The sequence below is a fragment of the Roseobacter sp. SK209-2-6 genome, assembly GCF_000169455.1.
Lineage (GTDB): Bacteria > Pseudomonadota > Alphaproteobacteria > Rhodobacterales > Rhodobacteraceae > Pseudophaeobacter.
The window spans coordinates 1-17,472 of sequence record NZ_AAYC01000019.1 but is presented as its reverse complement, the minus strand read 5'-3'; the positions used below and the strand labels follow the sequence as shown (position 1 = coordinate 17,472).

Genomic DNA, 17,472 nt, shown 5'->3' with positions numbered 1-17,472 from the left:
AACAATAATTCCGTGACTCAGCTTGACAGAATCGCAGCATTGGACGCAAATCAGGTAACGGAAGCGAATTGCGTTGAGTAGTCAGCGAATTCCTCTATAATCAGTTAAAACGAATTCCGGGCTAAACCTGGATTCTACGAGGCAACTCCAAAGATCTATCTGGAAACCACTTAGGTGGGGCAGAAATGCAAATTAAAAAACCAACGGGGCGATCGGCCCCCGCTATGAAATATGACATCCTCACGGTGATGGGATCTTATGCTCTCTCCCAGAGTAAGGGACAGCAAAAGCTGATCCTGCGTTTCGTTACCCTGATCACGGCTCGCTACAACTGGCGACGTGACGAACTCGCAGTAGGTCAGCGTGAAATCGCACGTCTTTGGCACGTTGATGAGCGTACTGTAAAACGCGAGATGGCCAAGTTGCGAGCCATGAGCTGGATCAAAGTAAAGCGTCAAGGTGTACGGGGCAGGGTAGGCGAATATGGGGTTGATGTTGAACGCATCCTTGAAGACACAAGTGCGGTTTGGGCAGCTGTCGGGCCTGATTTCGAATACCGTTTGAAAGAGACAGACAAACTCCCAGAAAATATAGTTCCTCTGAACTCGGTAAAGATTCCGCCGCCACCAGACCTGGAAAATGGATCGACCTGGAACCTCGTTCAAGCCTTGCTCTACCAAGAAGACCCTTCACTGTTTGCATCCTGGTATCAAGCTCTGATTCAAGTGGAACAAAGTAACAGTCAACTAACGCTCACTGCCCCAAGTCGTTTTCATGCCACTTATGTACAAGCAAATTTGAAAGCCAGGATTGTAGCTGCCTGCCGGGAAATTGATGAAATGATTACCGATGTTGTAATCACCACCTAGAGTTTGCCCGGCACCGAAGCCAAGGTATCGGGACCTTTTAGGCTGAGACCGGGCTACTGGCATGGGTCGAGTACTGACCTTAGGTACCCGTGAATTCAAACGCTCCGGCCAGCGGGAAGAGCGCAGAAGTTCTTACGCCGTAGAAAGATTGGTGAATGCCCAAGCTCTTGTAAAAATCTCAAGCCTATCTGTGTCATTGCAAAACCTTTTTGGGGCACCTATCCCTAATAAGCAGGAGAAGTGTGCATGTTGATTAACGGTCACCAATTGCCTGCGAATGTGCCTACACAGCGGCGGCTTCGACACTGTGATCCTGACTGGGACAACGATACCTTTCTCGCTCTGATATCGCTTGCAGGCATTGATGACCGCAGCCTCAATGTCGTCGAGCTTTAGCTCCTCCACTTCGATGCCTCTGAGCACCATGCCGACATTTACCTTCATATGAAGGTCTGCAACTTGTTTCGCCGCGCCTGGTGGGCGCAAAATAGGTCTGGCATTCGTAATTTGGGTTCCCAGCCTGTTCTTTTCAAAACGGCTTCCAGATCTGCAGGAACACCAAACCGCATAGGCCCTGGCCCATCAGGATCTGGTCTTGGTACAAGGGTATGCCAATTCATCCCAATCGATGACTAGTCCACCCCGAACTACATGAAGAACGGGAACAAATTTGGCAGCTAATCTCGGATCATGCAGCATTCAGAAAGCGAGGCCCGGAACAGATTTAACGCTCCGAGCCTCGTTTGTGCTGGTTTGTATAATCTAGGGTAGAGGGCTGGAGTGCCTCTTTCCGGCCCTAGAAGAATTTTCTGTTCTTGCTCTAGGCTGATACGACTTCAAGACTTTCGGTTTCGGCCAGGGAAATGGTTCCGTCTTCCGAAACTGTGATCTGATCACCATGTTGAATTTGGTTCAGGCCCTTGCATGCCACAAGCATCATGATGTCCTTTTCTCTCGCCACAATGGCCATATGGCTTAGCCAGCCGCCTACCTCGCTTAGAACCGCGCCTGAGCGCTGTACATAGGGTAGCCATGCAGGGTTCACCATCGTGCAGGCGAGAATGTCTCCGTCTTCAAAGCCGGCAAATGCTTCAGAAGGGATAGCTGTCTCATCGCCAACCCAAAAGACTTTAGCTGTTACAGTCCCGCTGCCAGACACACAGGTCCCGCCTAAGGCCGCATTGTCTTGATGAAGCTGTGATCCCATTGAGAGAAGTTCACAATCTCGCAAGGTCAGTTGGACTTGTGACGGAGCCGAAAGCTTCCTTAGGTCCTCAGTCTCCTTACGGAGACGCGCAGTAGAAAGCAGCTTGCCGCTTTCAGTCCAGTCACTTGTGAGGACCTCTTCCAACTCTAGGTAAAACACGAGGTCATCTAGACCACTGCGTTTTCCCAGAGACAGAAAGGCGCGTCTTAGCTCTGCCAGAACCTTGAGGGCCTCGTGTTTGGCCTCCTCTTTCAGGTCTTGATAGGACACCGCTAATGAGATCGCCTCACGTAGCTCCTGCGGCAGATTGGCAGGGATCTGACCTGGCTTCCCAAGCGGTGCAACGGTGCTTTCCATCAGAGGCCAGAGCAGGGCAGGGGCCTCGGCATAGCGTGGGGCGCTGAGTTCATAATCAAAGATCGAACGATGCCCCATGAGTCTCAGGGCTTCGGTTTGAGCCTCTTCGCCTTTGCAACTTGCCAAAAGAGCCGATGGGGTATGAGGGAGTTCCGCATGTGTCAAATAGGAGCGGAGCGCAGGATCGCCCGCAGTCGCCTTACTTGCTTCTCCCATTGTAAAGCCCGCAAGAATGTTGATTTTCTCAGCCTCGACATAGATGTCTTTGACAAAAAGATCCTTCAGGGTCTGGATCGTCTCGATCAACTTGCCTTGTGGCAAGGCATCATAGTCGACCGCTTGCCATAGGGCCAATTCATCCTGAAGCTGTGGAATAACCGTTTGGCGGAAATGGCTAATTTGTGGACCAGCCCGCTTTCGCAGTTGCTTAGCCTTGGAGGCGTTCAGCTTTAGGGCCATGCCTGATTTTAGTGAAACATCTATGTAGGTTTTGCCAAAGAAGTTCACCAGATGAGCGTCCTTGCCTTCAGGCAGGCCATAGGGAACACCAAGATCACGACAGGCCAGATCAACACTACCTCCCGGGGCCCAAAGACTGCCCATAAAGGAAAAGGAGAGGGGAGTTGGGCGCGGAAGCACTTCGGACATTTCGTCCTGTTCGAGCATGACTTTTTCGGGATCGGTACTGTGGAACCGATCCAAGATGCTCTGCCATTCGCCTAGTCGCGCCTTTTCCGTCTCTTTTCCAAGATTCAATGTGGTAATGTCGCGGCTTTGCACAATCTGAAACTTGCCGTTGCGATAGGCCCATTCCACGTCCTGGGGGCGGCCAAAGGTCTTTTCGATCTGTTTCCCAAGTTCCAGCAGAGGATGCAGATCCAGGGTCTGATCCTGGTCTTCATCTGCCGGTTTGCCAGTAAAGCGGCCAAAGCGTAGAGAGGTTGGTGTAATACGGCCGGAGACCAGATCCTCGCCACAACCTTCTACCCATTCCACCATAGTCATGCCCGGTGCGGTGGGATCTTGGGTAAAGAGAACGCCGGCATATTCTGCCTGGACCATCTGCTGGACCAAGATATTGGCGGCGTTTTCATCTGCCGGGCTATGATCATAGCTGGCTGCGCGTTCCGAGGAAAAACTGGCGACGACTTTGTCCAAAGCAGCCCGCATGGTTTCAGCGGTTACATCCAGTTCTGATTCAAAAACACCGGCAAAGCTCTGATCTGCACCATCTTCATTGCTGGCGCTGCTGCGCACTGCACAGGCTTTCTTTCCAACAAGGTCCCAAATTGCAGCGGCAAAAACCTCTTTCTTTAGGGAACTCATGGCCTTGTAGTTTGCGATGGCCTCGCTGCGCAGCACGACGCCATCCGGAACAGGCAGTCCTGCATTCTTTAGAATTGAAAGGCGCAGTGCTTTGTTGCCAGCGTTTTCCAGCTCTTCGGTGTAGCCCATCGGGATGACACCTTCGGGGAGGCGCGCCAGACGTGCTTGGTGTGCTTTGGTGGCGAACCTTTCGGCGATATCTTTGTGAAGCCCTACCACATAGGCCCGTTGCAGGAGCAAAAGCGAAAGACTGAAGCACAGGTAAATATTTGCGGCGGCGCTGAGGCTAAAGACCATCGCGAATAGGATGGGAACCCCAAGGCAAATCCACAATTTCGCTTGTCGGGGCGTTTTGGCTACTGCCCAGATCAAATAGACAGCTGCAAGAGCACAAAACAAAACTGGCAGTGCAAAGCTGTGATCCGCGACTCCGAGGTCATTTAGCCATAGGAAAGAGACACTTGTCTCTTTGCTTGCTTCGCCGGCGGCGGAAACCCCTAACATCATCACCGGCAGAAAGAGGAGAGCAATTAGATTGCGCATCGGAGTGAGCCCCTTGCGCGCATAGAAATCCTGTATTGCTCGTGCTTTGCGGATCGGATCCTGGGCTAGATTTTTCTTTAGAGTATCCAGTTCCTCTGCACTTTCGGCGGTTGTGATTTGGTCGCGCTCAGACTTTAGGGCCACGGGCAAGACGATGATGCGGGTCAAGACTGAGAGCGCGAAAAGACCAAGCAGCAAATGCGCGCGTTCGTGCACCCAGAGCAGGGCAGACGAAAGGGCGCTGATGGCTTGTTGCCACAATGTCGCTTGCTGGCCATTAAGCCATGCCTGCACATGGGGCTTGGCCGGTGGAGCGATGAAGTACTCCCAAGGCAGGGTGTAGCGTCCGCGGAAATCTAAACCTCGTTGGCTCAGCTCCAACCCAAGAACCTGCCCCATGAAGCAGCTACGTCGATCATAGCAGGCAGCGACAGTTGGCTTATCTTCTAAGGCGTTGATCCGACGCAGCAGTTCTTCTGTGGTTAGGGCACGAATAGGAATATTGATCGCGCCGGGGAGGTGACCTGAAGCAAAATCACCAGGGTAGCGTGTATCCACGATCTGGAGATCTTCGGTGTCCATCAGTTCCGTAAAGCTTGTGGTACTCAGAAGAATATCTTTGCCCGGATACTCGGGAATAGCCCTGAGATCAGATAGCGTTTGAACATCCGCGTCGCTGAATGGTCGCCCTTCAACGATCCACTTCTCGATGCCTCCCGCGATAAAACTGCAATCAATGCCGAGTTTCGCGAGTTCGGCGCAAGTCTCAGAGCTTCTGTTTCCATTGTGGCAAAAGACAACCGCACGCTGCCCGGGTTTTAGAGGTTGGGACTGTAGAAAATCCGGAAAGCGAACATGGGTTGCTCCGGGCAGGGTACCCATGGCGTTTTCACCCGTCTCACGGATGTCGAAGAACACTGTGTCTCCAGAGGAGAGAAGCGCGGCGGCCTCGTCCGTGCTGATACCGAGCGGATTGTTCTGCTGTTTGGAAAAACTTGCTTCCTTTAGGTTGGCATCTTTGATTTCAGTCCCGCTGAACTGTGCTGGGCGCAGCAACGTCGCCTGCAGGCGCTCTTGTTCCAGCGCATTGTTGCTACTGTATTGCCAGAAGTTTCCGACCGCCAAAGCCATTGCAAGAAGCGTCAGGAACAAGAGGAGCTTTACGGGATAACGGGTGGTTTTGGCCGCACCATTCGGGTTCAGCCCAAGCTTGGCTGCGATGATAGCACCCAGTCCAGAGATCATTGCGATACCGACGGCAAAAACCTGTGAAAGAGAGGAGACCGAACCTATCACCAGCTCGGGTGAAGGTATGGCGAGGGCAGGGAGGGGCACAACCGTAAGGGTCAATGCAAAAAGGGCTGTAGTTCTTATTTTTGGTTGCGAGCAAGTCGCTGGTAGTTTGAAGATGAAGTTCACGTTTGTTCCCGTCGACAGCAAAGCTATCTTTCAAGTTTTAGACAACTTTACGAAAAAAGCGCCCAAAATCTTACAGAATCGTTAATATTGCGAAAGTGTGAACGGTTTCACTTAATTTTTTTGGAAGGTGCAGGCTGCTATTAACTTACTTTTTCTATCCTTGTGATGATAGATGGCCGTGCCTGAGTGGGACCAAATACATTGCATCAGCCAGGAGGCTAGAACATGCATAGAACCAATGCTGACCCCGAGACCGGAATCTTCCAATGGTTGATGTACGGGCTTCGACGAACGAGTGGGACCCTTGCTGTCGCGATGGCATTTTCATTTTTGGTCATTGCCACTGCTGCGCAGGCCCAGGTCACGCTTACTTTTGGTACATATGCCGCTGATAAGCCGACAGAGACGGTTAGAAAATACCGCCCTTTCCTGTCTTTCTTAGCGAGCCGGATGACGGAACAGCTGGGGCAGAAAGTGACCATCAAGATGACGGTGGCAAAAGAATATAGGGAAGGCATTCGCCAACTTGCGGAAGGGAATGTCGATTTCGCACGGTTTGGCCCTGCTTCCTATGTTGTAGTGAAACAGGAAAACCCTGATGTTCAGATCGTGGCCATGGAATCCAAAAAGGGCAAGAAGCGCTTTAAGGGGGTTATCGTCGTACATCGCGATAGCTCTATCCAGTCTCTTGAAGACCTCGCAGGGCTGACCTTTGCTTTTGGGGATGAGCTTTCGACAATTGGGCGCTATTTGGCTCAGGCCAATTTGCTCGACTCAGGTATCTCTGGGTCCGACTTGCATAGCTTTGACTATTTGGGGCGACATGATTTGGTTGGAGAAGCCGTCGGGGTTGGGAAGTATTCCGCAGGCGCGTTGAAAGAAAGCACCTACAAGAAATTGGTCGCCAAGGGGGTGCCAATCCGTGTGCTCACATCCTTTGAGAATGTAACGAAACCATGGCTGGCTTCTGCGCAGCTTGATCCTGCTATCGTTGAAGCAATGCGTTCTGTTATGCTCTCCGCGCAAAATGAAGAAATTGTTCGCCGTGTCTCGAAGAATGGGTTCATAGCAAGCGAAGATTCCGACTATGACATTGTGCGGGATGCAATAGAAAAAAGCAGAAGCTTCTAGTAAGAAAACTGAAAATGAAACGCACTGGCATCCTGTTTCAAATTGTACTGTCGCTTGCCTTGGCGGCACTGCTCGTCGCCTTTGTTGTTGGAGATTTTTCGCAACGCTATGAGGGGAACCGGCTTAGAGATCAGCTGACGGAGCAAGCGGGACTCACAGTCTCCTTGCTGAGCGGCTTGATGCTGGAATCGATAATTGTCGAAGATGTGCCGGTGCTAGAGACAGGGCTGCATGAAGCGGTTTCGCGCAACCCCAAACTCCTTTCAATCCAGATCCTGAACGCAGACGGGCATTTGATCGCAGCGGTGGAACGCGAGCAAGTTAACGGCAAAGAAGAGTTCGTGACATATGAGCAGTCTGTCGAACTCGAAGGCTTCAAATTTGGGACTATGATCGTTCAGTGGTCGATGCGTGACGGCCAGCTCATGGTTCAGCAACGTGTTCGCCACATGATCATGTGGACAGTTCTTTCAGTTGCGGTTCTTTCGGTATTGGTGCTTGTGCTAGTGAACATGCTCGCATTGCGGCCCTTACGTTCGATCCATACGCGTATGTCTGATGCTATTTCAGGTGTTGTGTCCCATCGCACCTCCGTACCCTGGTATGCTTCTCGCGAATTCTGGGCGCTGAACTATTCCGTCGGGGTATTGGAGGATGCTTTTGCAGAGCGCAACGAGCGTGAACATGCGCTGCAAGAAGCGTGTAAAGCGGCAGACATAGCCAATCGGGCAAAATCCGAATTCCTTGCCAATATGAGCCACGAAATTAGGACACCGATGAATGGTGTGATTGGTATGGCAGAGCTGATCCTGGATACAGAGCTGGATGAAGATCAGCAAATGTATGCAGAGACCATCTCCAAATCCGGCTCTGCCTTGCTTACAATCATCAATGATATCTTGAATTTCTCCAAGATTGAGGCGGGAAAAGTTGAACTGGATAATGCACCTTTCAATCTGCAGGTTGCTATCGAAGATGTGGTGACTCTGCTGTCGCCTAGGGCAACAATGAAAGGGGTAGAGATTACCCTGCGCTATGCGCCCGACCTACCGGAGTTCTTCACAGGAGATGTCGGTCGCGTTCGGCAGGTTGTGACCAATATTGTTGGGAACGCGATAAAATTCACCTCTACAGGCTATGTCGCAATCGATGTTTCAGGAGCCAAGGGACCCAAGGGGTACCAACTGGGGATAGAAGTATTGGATACCGGGATCGGTATTCCAGAAGAACGGTTGGACGACATCTTTAGCGCGTTCGAGCAAGTTGACAGCGCTGCAACGCGCAGTTTTGAAGGTACCGGACTGGGGCTTGCCATTTCTTCACGACTTTTGTCGCTAATGGGCGGTCGGGTTACAGTGAAATCGGTCGCGGGCAAAGGTTCTGTGTTCACTATCAGGCTGCCGCTCACTGAATGCGATGCGGTGCCTTCGGTGCAGGAAGGGGATTTCGACTTTAAGGGGCTGACTTGTCTCATTGTTGATGACCTGGAACTCAACCGCTCCATCCTCTCAGAGCGCCTCACTTCTTGGGGGGTTCAGTGTTTTCAGGCTGAATCAGCCAATCGGGCCCTGGAGCTGTTGGCAGATTTGCGATTGGAAAAATGTCATTTGGACTTCGCAATCCTGGACTATCAGATGCCGGTGACCGATGGGCGTGAGCTGGCCAAATGTATTCACAAGATACCGGAGTTCGCGCAAGTCCCCATCGTCATGCTGTCTTCGGTGGAGCAAGCCATGGCGCGTTCCGTTCGTGAAGTAGAGAACATCTGTGAAATTGCGCTGAAACCTCTCAGGGCTTCGCACCTGAGACAGGTGATCAACCGTGTTCTGAATGTGGGTGAACTTCCTAGCATACCTTCGCTGCCAAAGTCTGAACCTGAGGTGAAAACACAGTACAAGAAACTGCTCATCGCCGAAGACAACCGCACTAATCAGTTGGTCGTAACGCGAATGCTGAAAAACGATAACTATGAAATTACCATTGCGGGGAATGGGGCTGAAGCAGTTGAGCTGTTTAAAAAGGACCGCCCGGATCTCATCCTGATGGATATGATGATGCCCGTCATGGATGGGGTTGAAGCGACGCTAAAGATCCGCGAACTTGAAGCAGTGGCTCATGAAGCAGGCTGTCCCATTATTGCGCTAACAGCGAATGCTCTAGAAGCTCACAAAGAAAAGTGCCTTGCAGCTGGCATGGATGATTTCTTGAGTAAACCCATCAACAAAAAATCGCTTCTTGAGACGTTGGAAAAATGGGTGATCCAGCAGGACAGGCGTGAGAAGACAGGGACTTGGTCTCACTAGAGTGATCAGCCCCATCGAAGTGGTCCAGTGTGAGTGTTAGTGCATGATCGGCCTGGTTTCCACCGGAACGATGGCTTCCGGAGCCGGTGGGCGATAGCCCAGAGCACTATGCGGCCGTTTTGTGTTGTAGTGATTTCTCCATTGTTCAATCAGGATCTGGGCTTCACGCAGGCTGTAAAATACCTCTCCATTCAGCAGCTCGTCTCTGAAGCGCGCGTTGAAGCTTTCACAGTATCCGTTCTCCCAAGGTGATCCTGGTTCAATGTAGGCCGTTTGGGCACCGACCGCTGCGATCCAATCTCGAACGGCCTGAGCAATGAACTCTGGGCCATTATCTGATCTGATGAAAGCAGGAACGCCACGCAGGATGAAAAGATCTGTCAGCGCGTCAATAACTTCTGCCGAGTTCAAGCGCCTCTTCACCCGGATCGCCAGGCATTCCCGGCTGTGTTCATCCAGAATGTTCAGTGTCCGGAACGCTTTCCCGTCATCCGTTCGATGGTGCACGAAGTCATAGGACCAGACATGGTCACGATATTCGGGCCGGAGTCGAACACACGACCCGTCGTTCAGCCAGAGCCGTCCTTTCTTCGGTTGTTTCATTGGAACTTTCAGCCCCTCACGCCGCCATAGGCGCTCAACACGTTTGTCGTTGATTTGCCAGCCGGCGTCTCTCAGAAGAGCCGCTATCCGACGGTAACCGTATCGACCATATTGGCGTGTCAGTTCGATCATGTCAGACACCAACCGGTCTTCGTCAGCACGTCCAACAGGCACCCGCCTCTGTGTGGAACGGTGCTGTCCCAGAACACGGCAGGCGCGACGCTCTGAGACGTGGAACTGGCGTCGCACATGATCAATGCAGTTACGGCGGCGCGAGGGGCTCAGAAGTTTCCCCGTGCAGCTTCCGACAGAATGAGCTTGTCCAATGTCAGATCAGAAACTGCCCAACGCAGCCGGTCATTCTCCTTCTGAAGTCGCTTTAGTTCCTTCAGTTGGTCGGTTCCCATACCGCCATATTGCTTGCGCCAGCGATAGAAGGTTTGTTCTGTAATCTGCACCTGTCGAATGGCGTCTACGCGCGGCATCCCTTGGCCGCAAAGCACCTCAACCTGCCGTAACTTCGTGACAATCTCTTCGGGCTTGTGTCGCTTGATTCCCATATCTGATCCTCCGTTTCCTAACTATACGGGCGGATCACTTCAGTGGGGGAGGATCACTCAGCCAGAGCGCGCCCGAATTGGGTCATGCCCGTCATGTGCTCGCTGGGTTTTGGAACCCGAAACACCGTGTGCTTGTCACTGTAGAAAGCGACCGGGCGGCCATGCTTGAGCAGATAGCTTTCCAGTGCCTCGAAATAGCTGAACGTACTCTCGGACGTCACAAACCGCAGTTCCATCAAGCGTGCTGGTGGCGTCGTCGATGAAGACGAGCAGGGTGCAGGGATCACCCCGATCCTCGAACCAACGGTGGTCAGAACCATCGATCTGGATCAACTCGCCAAAACATTCCCGTCGCAGACGTGGTTGATGAAATGTCCGGCGCTGCTTGCGTGACAACCAGATGCCGTCTTCCTGCATCCACTTCCGAACCGTTTCGCGCGACACTTTGAATCCGTGATGTTCGGCCAGCATCTCAGCCGCCAAAGTCGGCCCGAAATCCGCGTAGCTGTCTTTGATCAGGCTCAGCACATAATCGCGCTTGGCATGATGAATGCGGTTGTTCGGAGGTTTGCCGCGCGCCTTGTGCCGGACCGCTGATGCGTATTTCTGAGCATTCATCCCGTAATAGCCGCTCAAGTACGGCAGTTCTTCGTCTGAGAAATAGTTCCTCTTGATCTCTCGATAAACCGTCGAACGATGTCTGCCGATCTCAGCTGCAATCTTGCTCACAGGCACTTTTTCATTCGCATGTCTTCAATTGTGCGTCTCTCACGCAAATCAAGCTCTGTGTGGGCCATGTCCGTTCTCCTTGCTTTTCAGCAAGATAGGGGATTTGTCGCAACCCAGTTTAGAATGTGCCCGGCTACATCTAAATTATCGCGTAAGGTTTATTATGTTAATTATAGAGCATTTGGACTAATGGTTGCGAGATTCATCATAGCATCAAGGCTAGTCAGCCCACCCCAGTGGAACGAGGCGCCTGTCACCACGCCACTCCTCCACAATCGACTCGTTGAACCAAGGTTCGGCAATCCTCGCATGATCCAACACGATGCACTGAAAGCCATCGCCAATATCCTGAGCAACACTGTGCACTAGCTTGAATAGGTCGTGGACTGCTCGACAATCTGCGTCTCCCAAAGGTTCTAGGCTTCCATCCTCGTTTTGGTCACGATCCGGCGGGTAGTGTGCTTGCGATGGTTGATCAAAAATCATGAAACCTGGAACAGGACGTTTCTGATTGCGGTACCAATGGTGAAGCGAAAGATGTGTCAAGACATGATAGTTTACCCAGTTCTCAGCACTGCCCATCTGATTGAGGGAAATTGGCCTTGTTGGTGTATCAGCAACAACGGTGAGTTTCTTCAAATCAAGCCGAACTGAATCGGATCCGTGCTCGAGATCGAGGTGTCGTGCATACTCGGACATTTGTCGGCTGATCAAATTGAGGAACGTATCTGGCCTTTGACCTACTTCATCCGGATTGACGGCATCTTCCAATGCTTTAACACTCAGTCTTGCCGTATCAATTCTTTCGGAAAGATCATCAATGATGTTCAGCGTCCGGAACGCCTTCCCGTCATCTGTCCGGCAATGAACGAAGTCATAGGACCAGACATGGTTCTGATATTCCGGCCGCAGCCGCACGCATGATCCGTCATTCAGCCAGAGCCGCCCCTTCTTGGGTTGCTTAGCTGGAGCCTTCAGCCCCTCTCGCCGCCAGAGCCGTTCGACACGCCCGTCGCTGACCGACCAGCCTGCATCTCTGAGCAAGACCGCAATCCGACGATAGCCGTAGCAGCCATACTGCCTGGCCAACTCGATCATATCGGCAACCGAACGATCCTCATCTGCACAGCCTCTCGGGACATGTCTCTGTGTCGAACGATGTTGCCCCAGCACTCGGCAGGCTCTGCGTTCAGATACTTTGAACTGGCTGCGGACATGGTCGATGCAAGCACGACGACGAGCGGGGCTCAGGGGCTCCGCCCGTTCGGGCCTGAATTGATCCACAGGATCAATTCCTAGACGGCCATCACTCCCTTTGCGGCCTCCGTCAAGATCAGCTTGTCGAGCGTCAGGTCAGACACAGCTCGCCTCAACCGGTCGTTCTCCTTCGGGAGCCGCTTCAGCTCCTTCAACTGATCTATTCCCATTCCACCGTATTGCTTGCGCCAGCGATAATAGGTCTGTTCGACAACGCCGATCTGTCTGATCGCATCCAGACGGCGCATGCTTTGCCCCATCAGAACTTCAACCTGCCGCAACTTCGAGACAATCTCTTCGGGCTTCGGTCGCTTGTTCGCCATTCTTGGCCCTCCGGTTCCTAAACATAGCGGTGGACCAGTTCAGTTGGGGAGGCTCAGCGATCCGTCCCTCCCTTGGTAGAGAGGGATAGTAGAAAACACCAATCGGTGAGTAAGACGATGGCCGAAGTGTTCCGGGAAAAGATGATGGCTTAACTGGGGCGATCCCCTTACCCTCGGAAGTAATAGGAGTCGCAGTTCACCTATCGCTCACCCTTGCAGGAAAAGAAGGCCCCGCCCGGATTTGAAATCCGGGCGGGGCCTTTGCGTTCTATGTGTTCGGATCTGCCTAGTTGTCTTGACCGGAGTTTAGGCTACCGGGGTCAAAGACATTGCCAAATCCGGAGTTGTTACCAGATGGCGCCTCCTCCGCTTCGGATGCCTCTTCCTCCTCGCCGGACAAAGCACTTGGGGCAAAAACATTTCCGAAGCCTGAGTTATTGCCAGTTGGCTGCGACTGGTTTGGTTCAGCGGCATTGCCCTGTTCGGCTTCCTGCTGCTGCTGACGGCGCAGGTCGCGTTGGCGGCGCAGCTCGTTGATCCGCTCCTCGGTTTCCAGGCGCTTTTGCTCCTGCACATCGGCGATACATTGCTGCGGGCTGTAGACCGTTGCGGTTCCGACCACCACAACCGTGGCACAGGCCACAACCACCAGCGCAACAGCAGCCCAGTTGGAGCTGAGGAAGCCTGGCATGCGGATGCGACCGGAGGAAAGCTCTTCCACGGTTGCTTCTTTGCGCGCCTTTGCGACCAGTTCCTTGCGGCGCAGATTGGCCTCATTGGCGAGCGCTGCAAAGACCGTCAGCACCACGATGATAAAGGCCAGGGCCGAGATCGCGGGCGTGATACCGTAGCGCACCTTCTGCGCCAGCTCGATGGTCAGGGTTGGATATTCGCCAAAGGTGAAGGTGGTGGTGTTGTAGTTCTCAAAACTCGCCAGGAAGGCCAGCACCGCCGCAGAGGCAATGGCAGGCTTCATGAAGGGCAAGAGCACCTTGCGGAAGGCCTGCGCATGGGTTGCGCCCAGGTCCAGAGCCGCCTCTGTCAGCGCGATATCATAGCGCTGCAGACGCGCCACCAGCACCAGCATGCAGTAGCTGGCGATAAAGGTGGACTGACCAATGATGGTCAGGAACAGCCCGTTGGACAGGAAACTATCCGCCCCCAGGCCCAGCATCCGGTTGATCCGGTCCCAGAACACCAGGGTCGAGATGCCGAGAACCACCCCAGGGATGAGGATCGGCGCGATGATCACCGTGTAATAGGTGGCGCGCAGTTTGGGCCAGATCTGGGTCAGCATCAGCGCACCTGCCAGCCCCATGGAAACGGAGAGGATTACGGTGCCAAAGCCCACCAGGATCGAGTTCCAGATCCCGTTGAGGATCCGCTCATCGCTGAACAGGGCTCCGAACCATTCAAAGGTCAGGCATTCCCAGGGCGTCATCCGCGGGAAGCCCGGGGAGTTGAAGGCAGTGACCGACATGATCACCAGTGGCCCCAGGAGATAGGCGAAGAAGATCGCCAGGTAGAACCAGAGGCTCAGCCGCATGAAGGAGAAGTTCTTCATTTGCCGATATCTCCCATATGACTTTGAACAGGCGCATGATGGCAAGCACCAGGAGGATACAGGTCACCAGCAGCACCACCGCATAGGCTGCCCCCTGTGGCCAGTCAGAGTTGTTGGTGAAATGGTTGGTGATCAGCTGGGTGAACCAGAGCGACGAGGGCCCGCCCAGGATCTGTGGTGCCGCCAGCGCGCCAGCCGAGAGCATGAAGACCATGGTGCAGCCAGAGCTGATCCCCGGCTTGGCATAGGGGATCACCACCCGGCGGTGGATCATCGGCCAGCTGGCTCCCATATCCCGCGCCGCTTCGATCTGATTGCGGTCCAGACTCTCGATCACATTGTAGATCGGGAAGATCATCAACAGGATATAGGCGTAACCCAGGCCTGCATAGAGCGCGATATCGTTGCGGATGAAGTCAAAGGGCGTGTCAAAGACACCGCTGCCCACCAGGAGCGTGTTCAGCACCCCGGTCTCACCAAAGATGATGCGCAGGGCAAAGGCACGTAGGATCTCGTTGATCCAATAGGGGATGATCAGCATCAGCGCAAAGATGCGAATGTGATTACCCTTACTCTGGGCCAGGTAATAGGCGATCGGATAGCACAGGATCAGGTTGAAGACGGTGACGCAGACCGCGGCCACCAGGGTGCGGAAGAAGACCTTGAGGTCCACCGCGTTAAAGGCCTGACCACCGCCCTCGGGGCCAAAGATCAGGTATTTGTAGTTCTCCAGCGTATAGACATCCTTTGGGCCGCCAACCTCTGGCGGTGGCAGGTTCGGCCGGAACGAAAAGTCGAGCATCGAGAGCTGTGGCAGGATGATGAGGCCAATGGTCCAGAACAGAACCAGGCCCAGCATCAAAGAGCCAATCCCGACACCGTTGCGCGTGAAGAATTCCTTCAGGAAACGGGGCATGTAACGGTCTCCCTATTCCGCTGCCAGCTCACCCGCAGGAACACAGACGGCATTGTTCGTCTCATATTCCAGGGTGATGTTCTGGCCGGTGTGATCCTCAAAGGACTGCCCCAGGTTGGGGATCGAGACCTTCAGCTCCTTGCCACCTTCACCTTCCATGAAGATGTTGAAAGCATTGCCCTCGAATTCCTCATGGTTGACCTTGGCGGTGACAAAATGATCACCGGAGGCGCCTTCAGGCGCCAGGGTAAAGGCTTCGGGCCGAATGAACATCATCGCATCCTCACCCTCTTTCATCCGGCCCTGATTGGCCGATGAGATCCGCGCCACCAGATCGCCTGAGCGATTGGTTTCGATCAGGGCCTCATTGCCCATGACGCGCTTGACCTTGCCGCGGAACACGTTGTTTTCGCCCACAAAGGAAGCGGCAAAGGCAGTCGAGGGATCGTTGTAGATGGTCTTGCCGTCGGCGATCTGGTCGATCACCCCGGCCTTCATCACTGCAATATTGTCCGACATGGTCAGGGCTTCGCCCTGGTCGTGGGTGATGTAGATAAAGGTGATGCCCACCCGCTGCTGGATCTCGCGCAGCTCGGTACGCATATGCTGGCGCAGCTTCAGGTCCAGCGCCGACAATGGCTCATCCAGCAGCAGCACATCGGGTTCGGCGCAGAGCGCACGCGCAATGGCCACCCGCTGGCGCTGACCGCCGGAGAGTTCGCTTGGCAGCTTGTCGCCCTGCCCCGGCAACGCGATCATATCCAAGAGCTCATCCGCCCGCTTGCGGCGCTCCTTGGCCGAGGCGCCCCTGATCTCCATCGAGAAGGTGATGTTTTCCCAGATCTTCATCAGCGGAAACAGCGCTAGGTTCTGGAAGATCAGCGCGGTCGGGCGTTTATTGGGCCCGATCCCCTTCATGTTGTTGCCCCCGATCAGCACGCGGCCGTCGCTGGGCTCCAGAAAGCCGGAGACCGCCCGAAGGATCGTGGTCTTGCCGCAGCCCGAGGGCCCCAGGAAGGAAAAGAAATCCCCTCCGTTTATGTTCACATTCGCGTCGCGCACGGCAACAAAGTCGCCAAAGCGGATCCACAGGTTCTCAAGATCTACGCCGACCCCTGCACTCATGTGGTCTCTCCTCAGTATGCAGCTTTCCTGTCCGCTGGGCAGGCCAGCGGCAGATCAGAGCTGCTCGGTCATTCAGGTTGAAATTTGCGCAAGCTGGCGCGGAACTGGCCCCCGCTACACAGGTACGGGAGCCAGCAGAAAGTCAGGCGCTGCTTTAGGCGCTCTTGAACTTGTTCACGAACTCGGTGCGGATTTCCGCATACCAGGGGGCTTCCGCAGGCCATGGGTTCAGATTGGCCAGCGAGCTGCCTGGATAGGCTTCCGCAAAGTTCTTCTTGTAGACATCGCCGGAATGGGTGTCTGCGCCCAGAACCGGCGAGTTGTAGCCATGGCTGTCGATCGCTTTGCCTGCGGGCTCCTGCTCGTAGGCGTAGTCGATGAAGGCATAGACCTGCTCTTCGTTCTGTGCGCCAACAGGCATGGACATACCGTCAACCCAGGCCATCGCCCCTTCGACCGGCGCCTGGTAATGCACCGGCTCACCAGCGGATTTCAGCGCCAGCGGTGGGCCATCCCAGGTCTGACCAACTACAACACCTTCGTTCAGCAGGCCGTTTTTCTGGGTATCCGCATCGTTCCAGATCAGTTTGATGCGGTTCTTGCGCGAGATACACCAATCGGTGATCTGGCCCCAGACCTCACGCATGGTGTCTTCGTCATCATAGGCGGCCCAGACAGAGCCTTCGTCCATTTCACCCGAGGCTTCCATATAGAGGCCGGCCCCCAGCATCATCGAGTGCGCCCGGCCCATGGTCTTGCCAGCATTTTCCTCCGACCAGACATCACCGTAAGAAGGTGCATCGCCCTCTGGCAGCCATTTATCGGTGCGATAGGCAATGCCTTCGGTGCCCCAGATATGTGGCAGCCAATGGACGCCACCATGTCAAAGTTCCATGCATCGGTACCGATTTTCGCCATTGCCGGGTTCACCGCGCTGATATTGACCTTATTCATGTCAAAAGGCTTCAGCAGCTCCAGCGGTCCCCACTGCAGGGAACGGTTGTTGGTTGGCGAGACAATGTCAAAGCCCTGGCCCTTGGTGGCCTTCATCTTGTTGATGATTTCTTCGTTTGAGCCGATCCCGGTGTAGTTCACCTTGATACCGGTCTTGGCTTCAAAACCTGCGATAAACTCTGGTGGCAGATAGTCCGACCACATCAAAATATTAATTTCACCCGACGAAGCCAAAGCGCTTCTTGAATACAGCGGCGCCGCCAATGCCGCCGCGCCAGCGCTCTTC

General features: G+C 53.9%; 10 protein-coding genes and 3 pseudogenes. 4 read left to right on the top strand and 9 right to left on the bottom strand.

Annotation, left to right across the window (positions count from 1 at the left end):
- Positions 1-185: 185 nt before the first annotated feature.
- Entirely contained in the window at positions 186-869 is a 684-nt protein-coding gene (locus RSK20926_RS20620) for a hypothetical protein (RefSeq protein ID WP_037256123.1), read from the top strand.
- A gap of 246 nt (positions 870-1,115) precedes the next feature.
- Complete coding sequence (locus tag RSK20926_RS22940) at positions 1,116-1,265, top strand: hypothetical protein (protein ID WP_157133197.1); 150 nt, start codon at positions 1,116-1,118, stop codon at positions 1,263-1,265.
- Positions 1,266-1,689: 424 nt separating this feature from the next.
- Here the strand turns inward: RSK20926_RS22940 and RSK20926_RS20610 are convergent, their stop codons facing one another.
- Entirely contained in the window at positions 1,690-5,547 is a 3,858-nt protein-coding gene (locus RSK20926_RS20610) for a PEP/pyruvate-binding domain-containing protein (RefSeq protein ID WP_008209740.1), read from the bottom strand.
- Positions 5,548-6,036: 489 nt separating this feature from the next.
- Between RSK20926_RS20610 and RSK20926_RS20600 the strand changes: the two genes are divergently transcribed.
- Both RSK20926_RS20600 and RSK20926_RS20595 read left to right on the top strand, forming a co-directional pair.
- Entirely contained in the window at positions 6,037-6,852 is an 816-nt protein-coding gene (locus RSK20926_RS20600; RefSeq protein WP_008209738.1) for a PhnD/SsuA/transferrin family substrate-binding protein, read from the top strand.
- A 14-nt stretch (positions 6,853-6,866) separates the two neighbouring features.
- Positions 6,867-9,155: a response regulator gene (locus RSK20926_RS20595; RefSeq protein WP_008209737.1), complete on the top strand. Its 2,289-nt coding sequence runs from the start codon at positions 6,867-6,869 to the stop codon at positions 9,153-9,155.
- Positions 9,156-9,191: 36 nt separating this feature from the next.
- On the opposite strand, the gene RSK20926_RS20590 is transcribed toward RSK20926_RS20595, so the two are convergent.
- The 8 genes and pseudogenes from RSK20926_RS20590 to RSK20926_RS23415 form a co-directional block, all read right to left on the bottom strand.
- Positions 9,192-10,318, bottom strand: a protein-coding gene (locus RSK20926_RS20590) for an IS3-like element ISRosp5 family transposase (RefSeq protein ID WP_085979697.1) whose coding sequence is annotated in 2 segments (ribosomal slippage) — positions 9,192-10,054 and positions 10,054-10,318 — 1,128 coding nt in all. Because the reading frame shifts where the segments join, the coding sequence is not laid out codon by codon here.
- 56 nt (positions 10,319-10,374) lie between these two features.
- Positions 10,375-11,115: pseudogene (locus tag RSK20926_RS20580) on the bottom strand (ISNCY family transposase); the annotation flags it as partial.
- Between the two features lie 151 nt (positions 11,116-11,266).
- Positions 11,267-11,869, bottom strand: coding sequence for a DUF3732 domain-containing protein (locus RSK20926_RS23265; protein ID WP_442852531.1), 603 nt, complete (start codon positions 11,867-11,869; stop codon positions 11,267-11,269).
- A pseudogene (locus RSK20926_RS22620) lies at positions 11,855-12,627 on the bottom strand (IS3 family transposase); the annotation flags it as partial. The pseudogene RSK20926_RS22620 and the gene RSK20926_RS23265, both read right to left, overlap by 15 nt.
- 286 nt (positions 12,628-12,913) lie before the next feature.
- A complete protein-coding gene (locus RSK20926_RS20565; RefSeq protein WP_232281949.1) occupies positions 12,914-14,143 on the bottom strand; it encodes an ABC transporter permease in 1,230 nt (409 codons plus the stop codon).
- Entirely contained in the window at positions 14,040-15,107 is a 1,068-nt protein-coding gene (locus tag RSK20926_RS20560) for an ABC transporter permease (RefSeq protein WP_008209725.1), read from the bottom strand. Before RSK20926_RS20560 ends, RSK20926_RS20565 begins: the two co-directional genes overlap by 104 nt.
- Positions 15,108-15,119: 12 nt before the next feature.
- Positions 15,120-16,232 carry an ABC transporter ATP-binding protein gene (locus tag RSK20926_RS20555; RefSeq protein ID WP_008205124.1) on the bottom strand — a complete coding sequence of 371 codons (1,113 nt, stop codon included), beginning with the start codon at positions 16,230-16,232 and terminating at the stop codon, positions 15,120-15,122.
- A gap of 154 nt (positions 16,233-16,386) precedes the next feature.
- Positions 16,387-17,472: pseudogene (locus RSK20926_RS23415) on the bottom strand (ABC transporter substrate-binding protein); the annotation flags it as partial.

Bases quoted from the DNA above. Each gene is read 5' to 3' on its own strand.
- RSK20926_RS20620 (WP_037256123.1), top strand. From the start codon at position 186: ATGCAAATTAAAAAACCAACGGGGCGATCGGCCCCCGCTATGAAATAT.
- RSK20926_RS22940 (WP_157133197.1), top strand. From the start codon at position 1,116: ATGTTGATTAACGGTCACCAATTGCCTGCGAATGTGCCTACACAGCGG.
- RSK20926_RS20610 (WP_008209740.1), bottom strand. From the start codon at position 5,547: ATGATCTCTGGACTGGGTGCTATCATCGCAGCCAAGCTTGGGCTGAAC.
- RSK20926_RS20600 (WP_008209738.1), top strand. From the start codon at position 6,037: ATGGCATTTTCATTTTTGGTCATTGCCACTGCTGCGCAGGCCCAGGTC.
- RSK20926_RS20595 (WP_008209737.1), top strand. From the start codon at position 6,867: ATGAAACGCACTGGCATCCTGTTTCAAATTGTACTGTCGCTTGCCTTG.
- RSK20926_RS20560 (WP_008209725.1), bottom strand. From the start codon at position 15,107: ATGCCCCGTTTCCTGAAGGAATTCTTCACGCGCAACGGTGTCGGGATT.
- RSK20926_RS20555 (WP_008205124.1), bottom strand. From the start codon at position 16,232: ATGAGTGCAGGGGTCGGCGTAGATCTTGAGAACCTGTGGATCCGCTTT.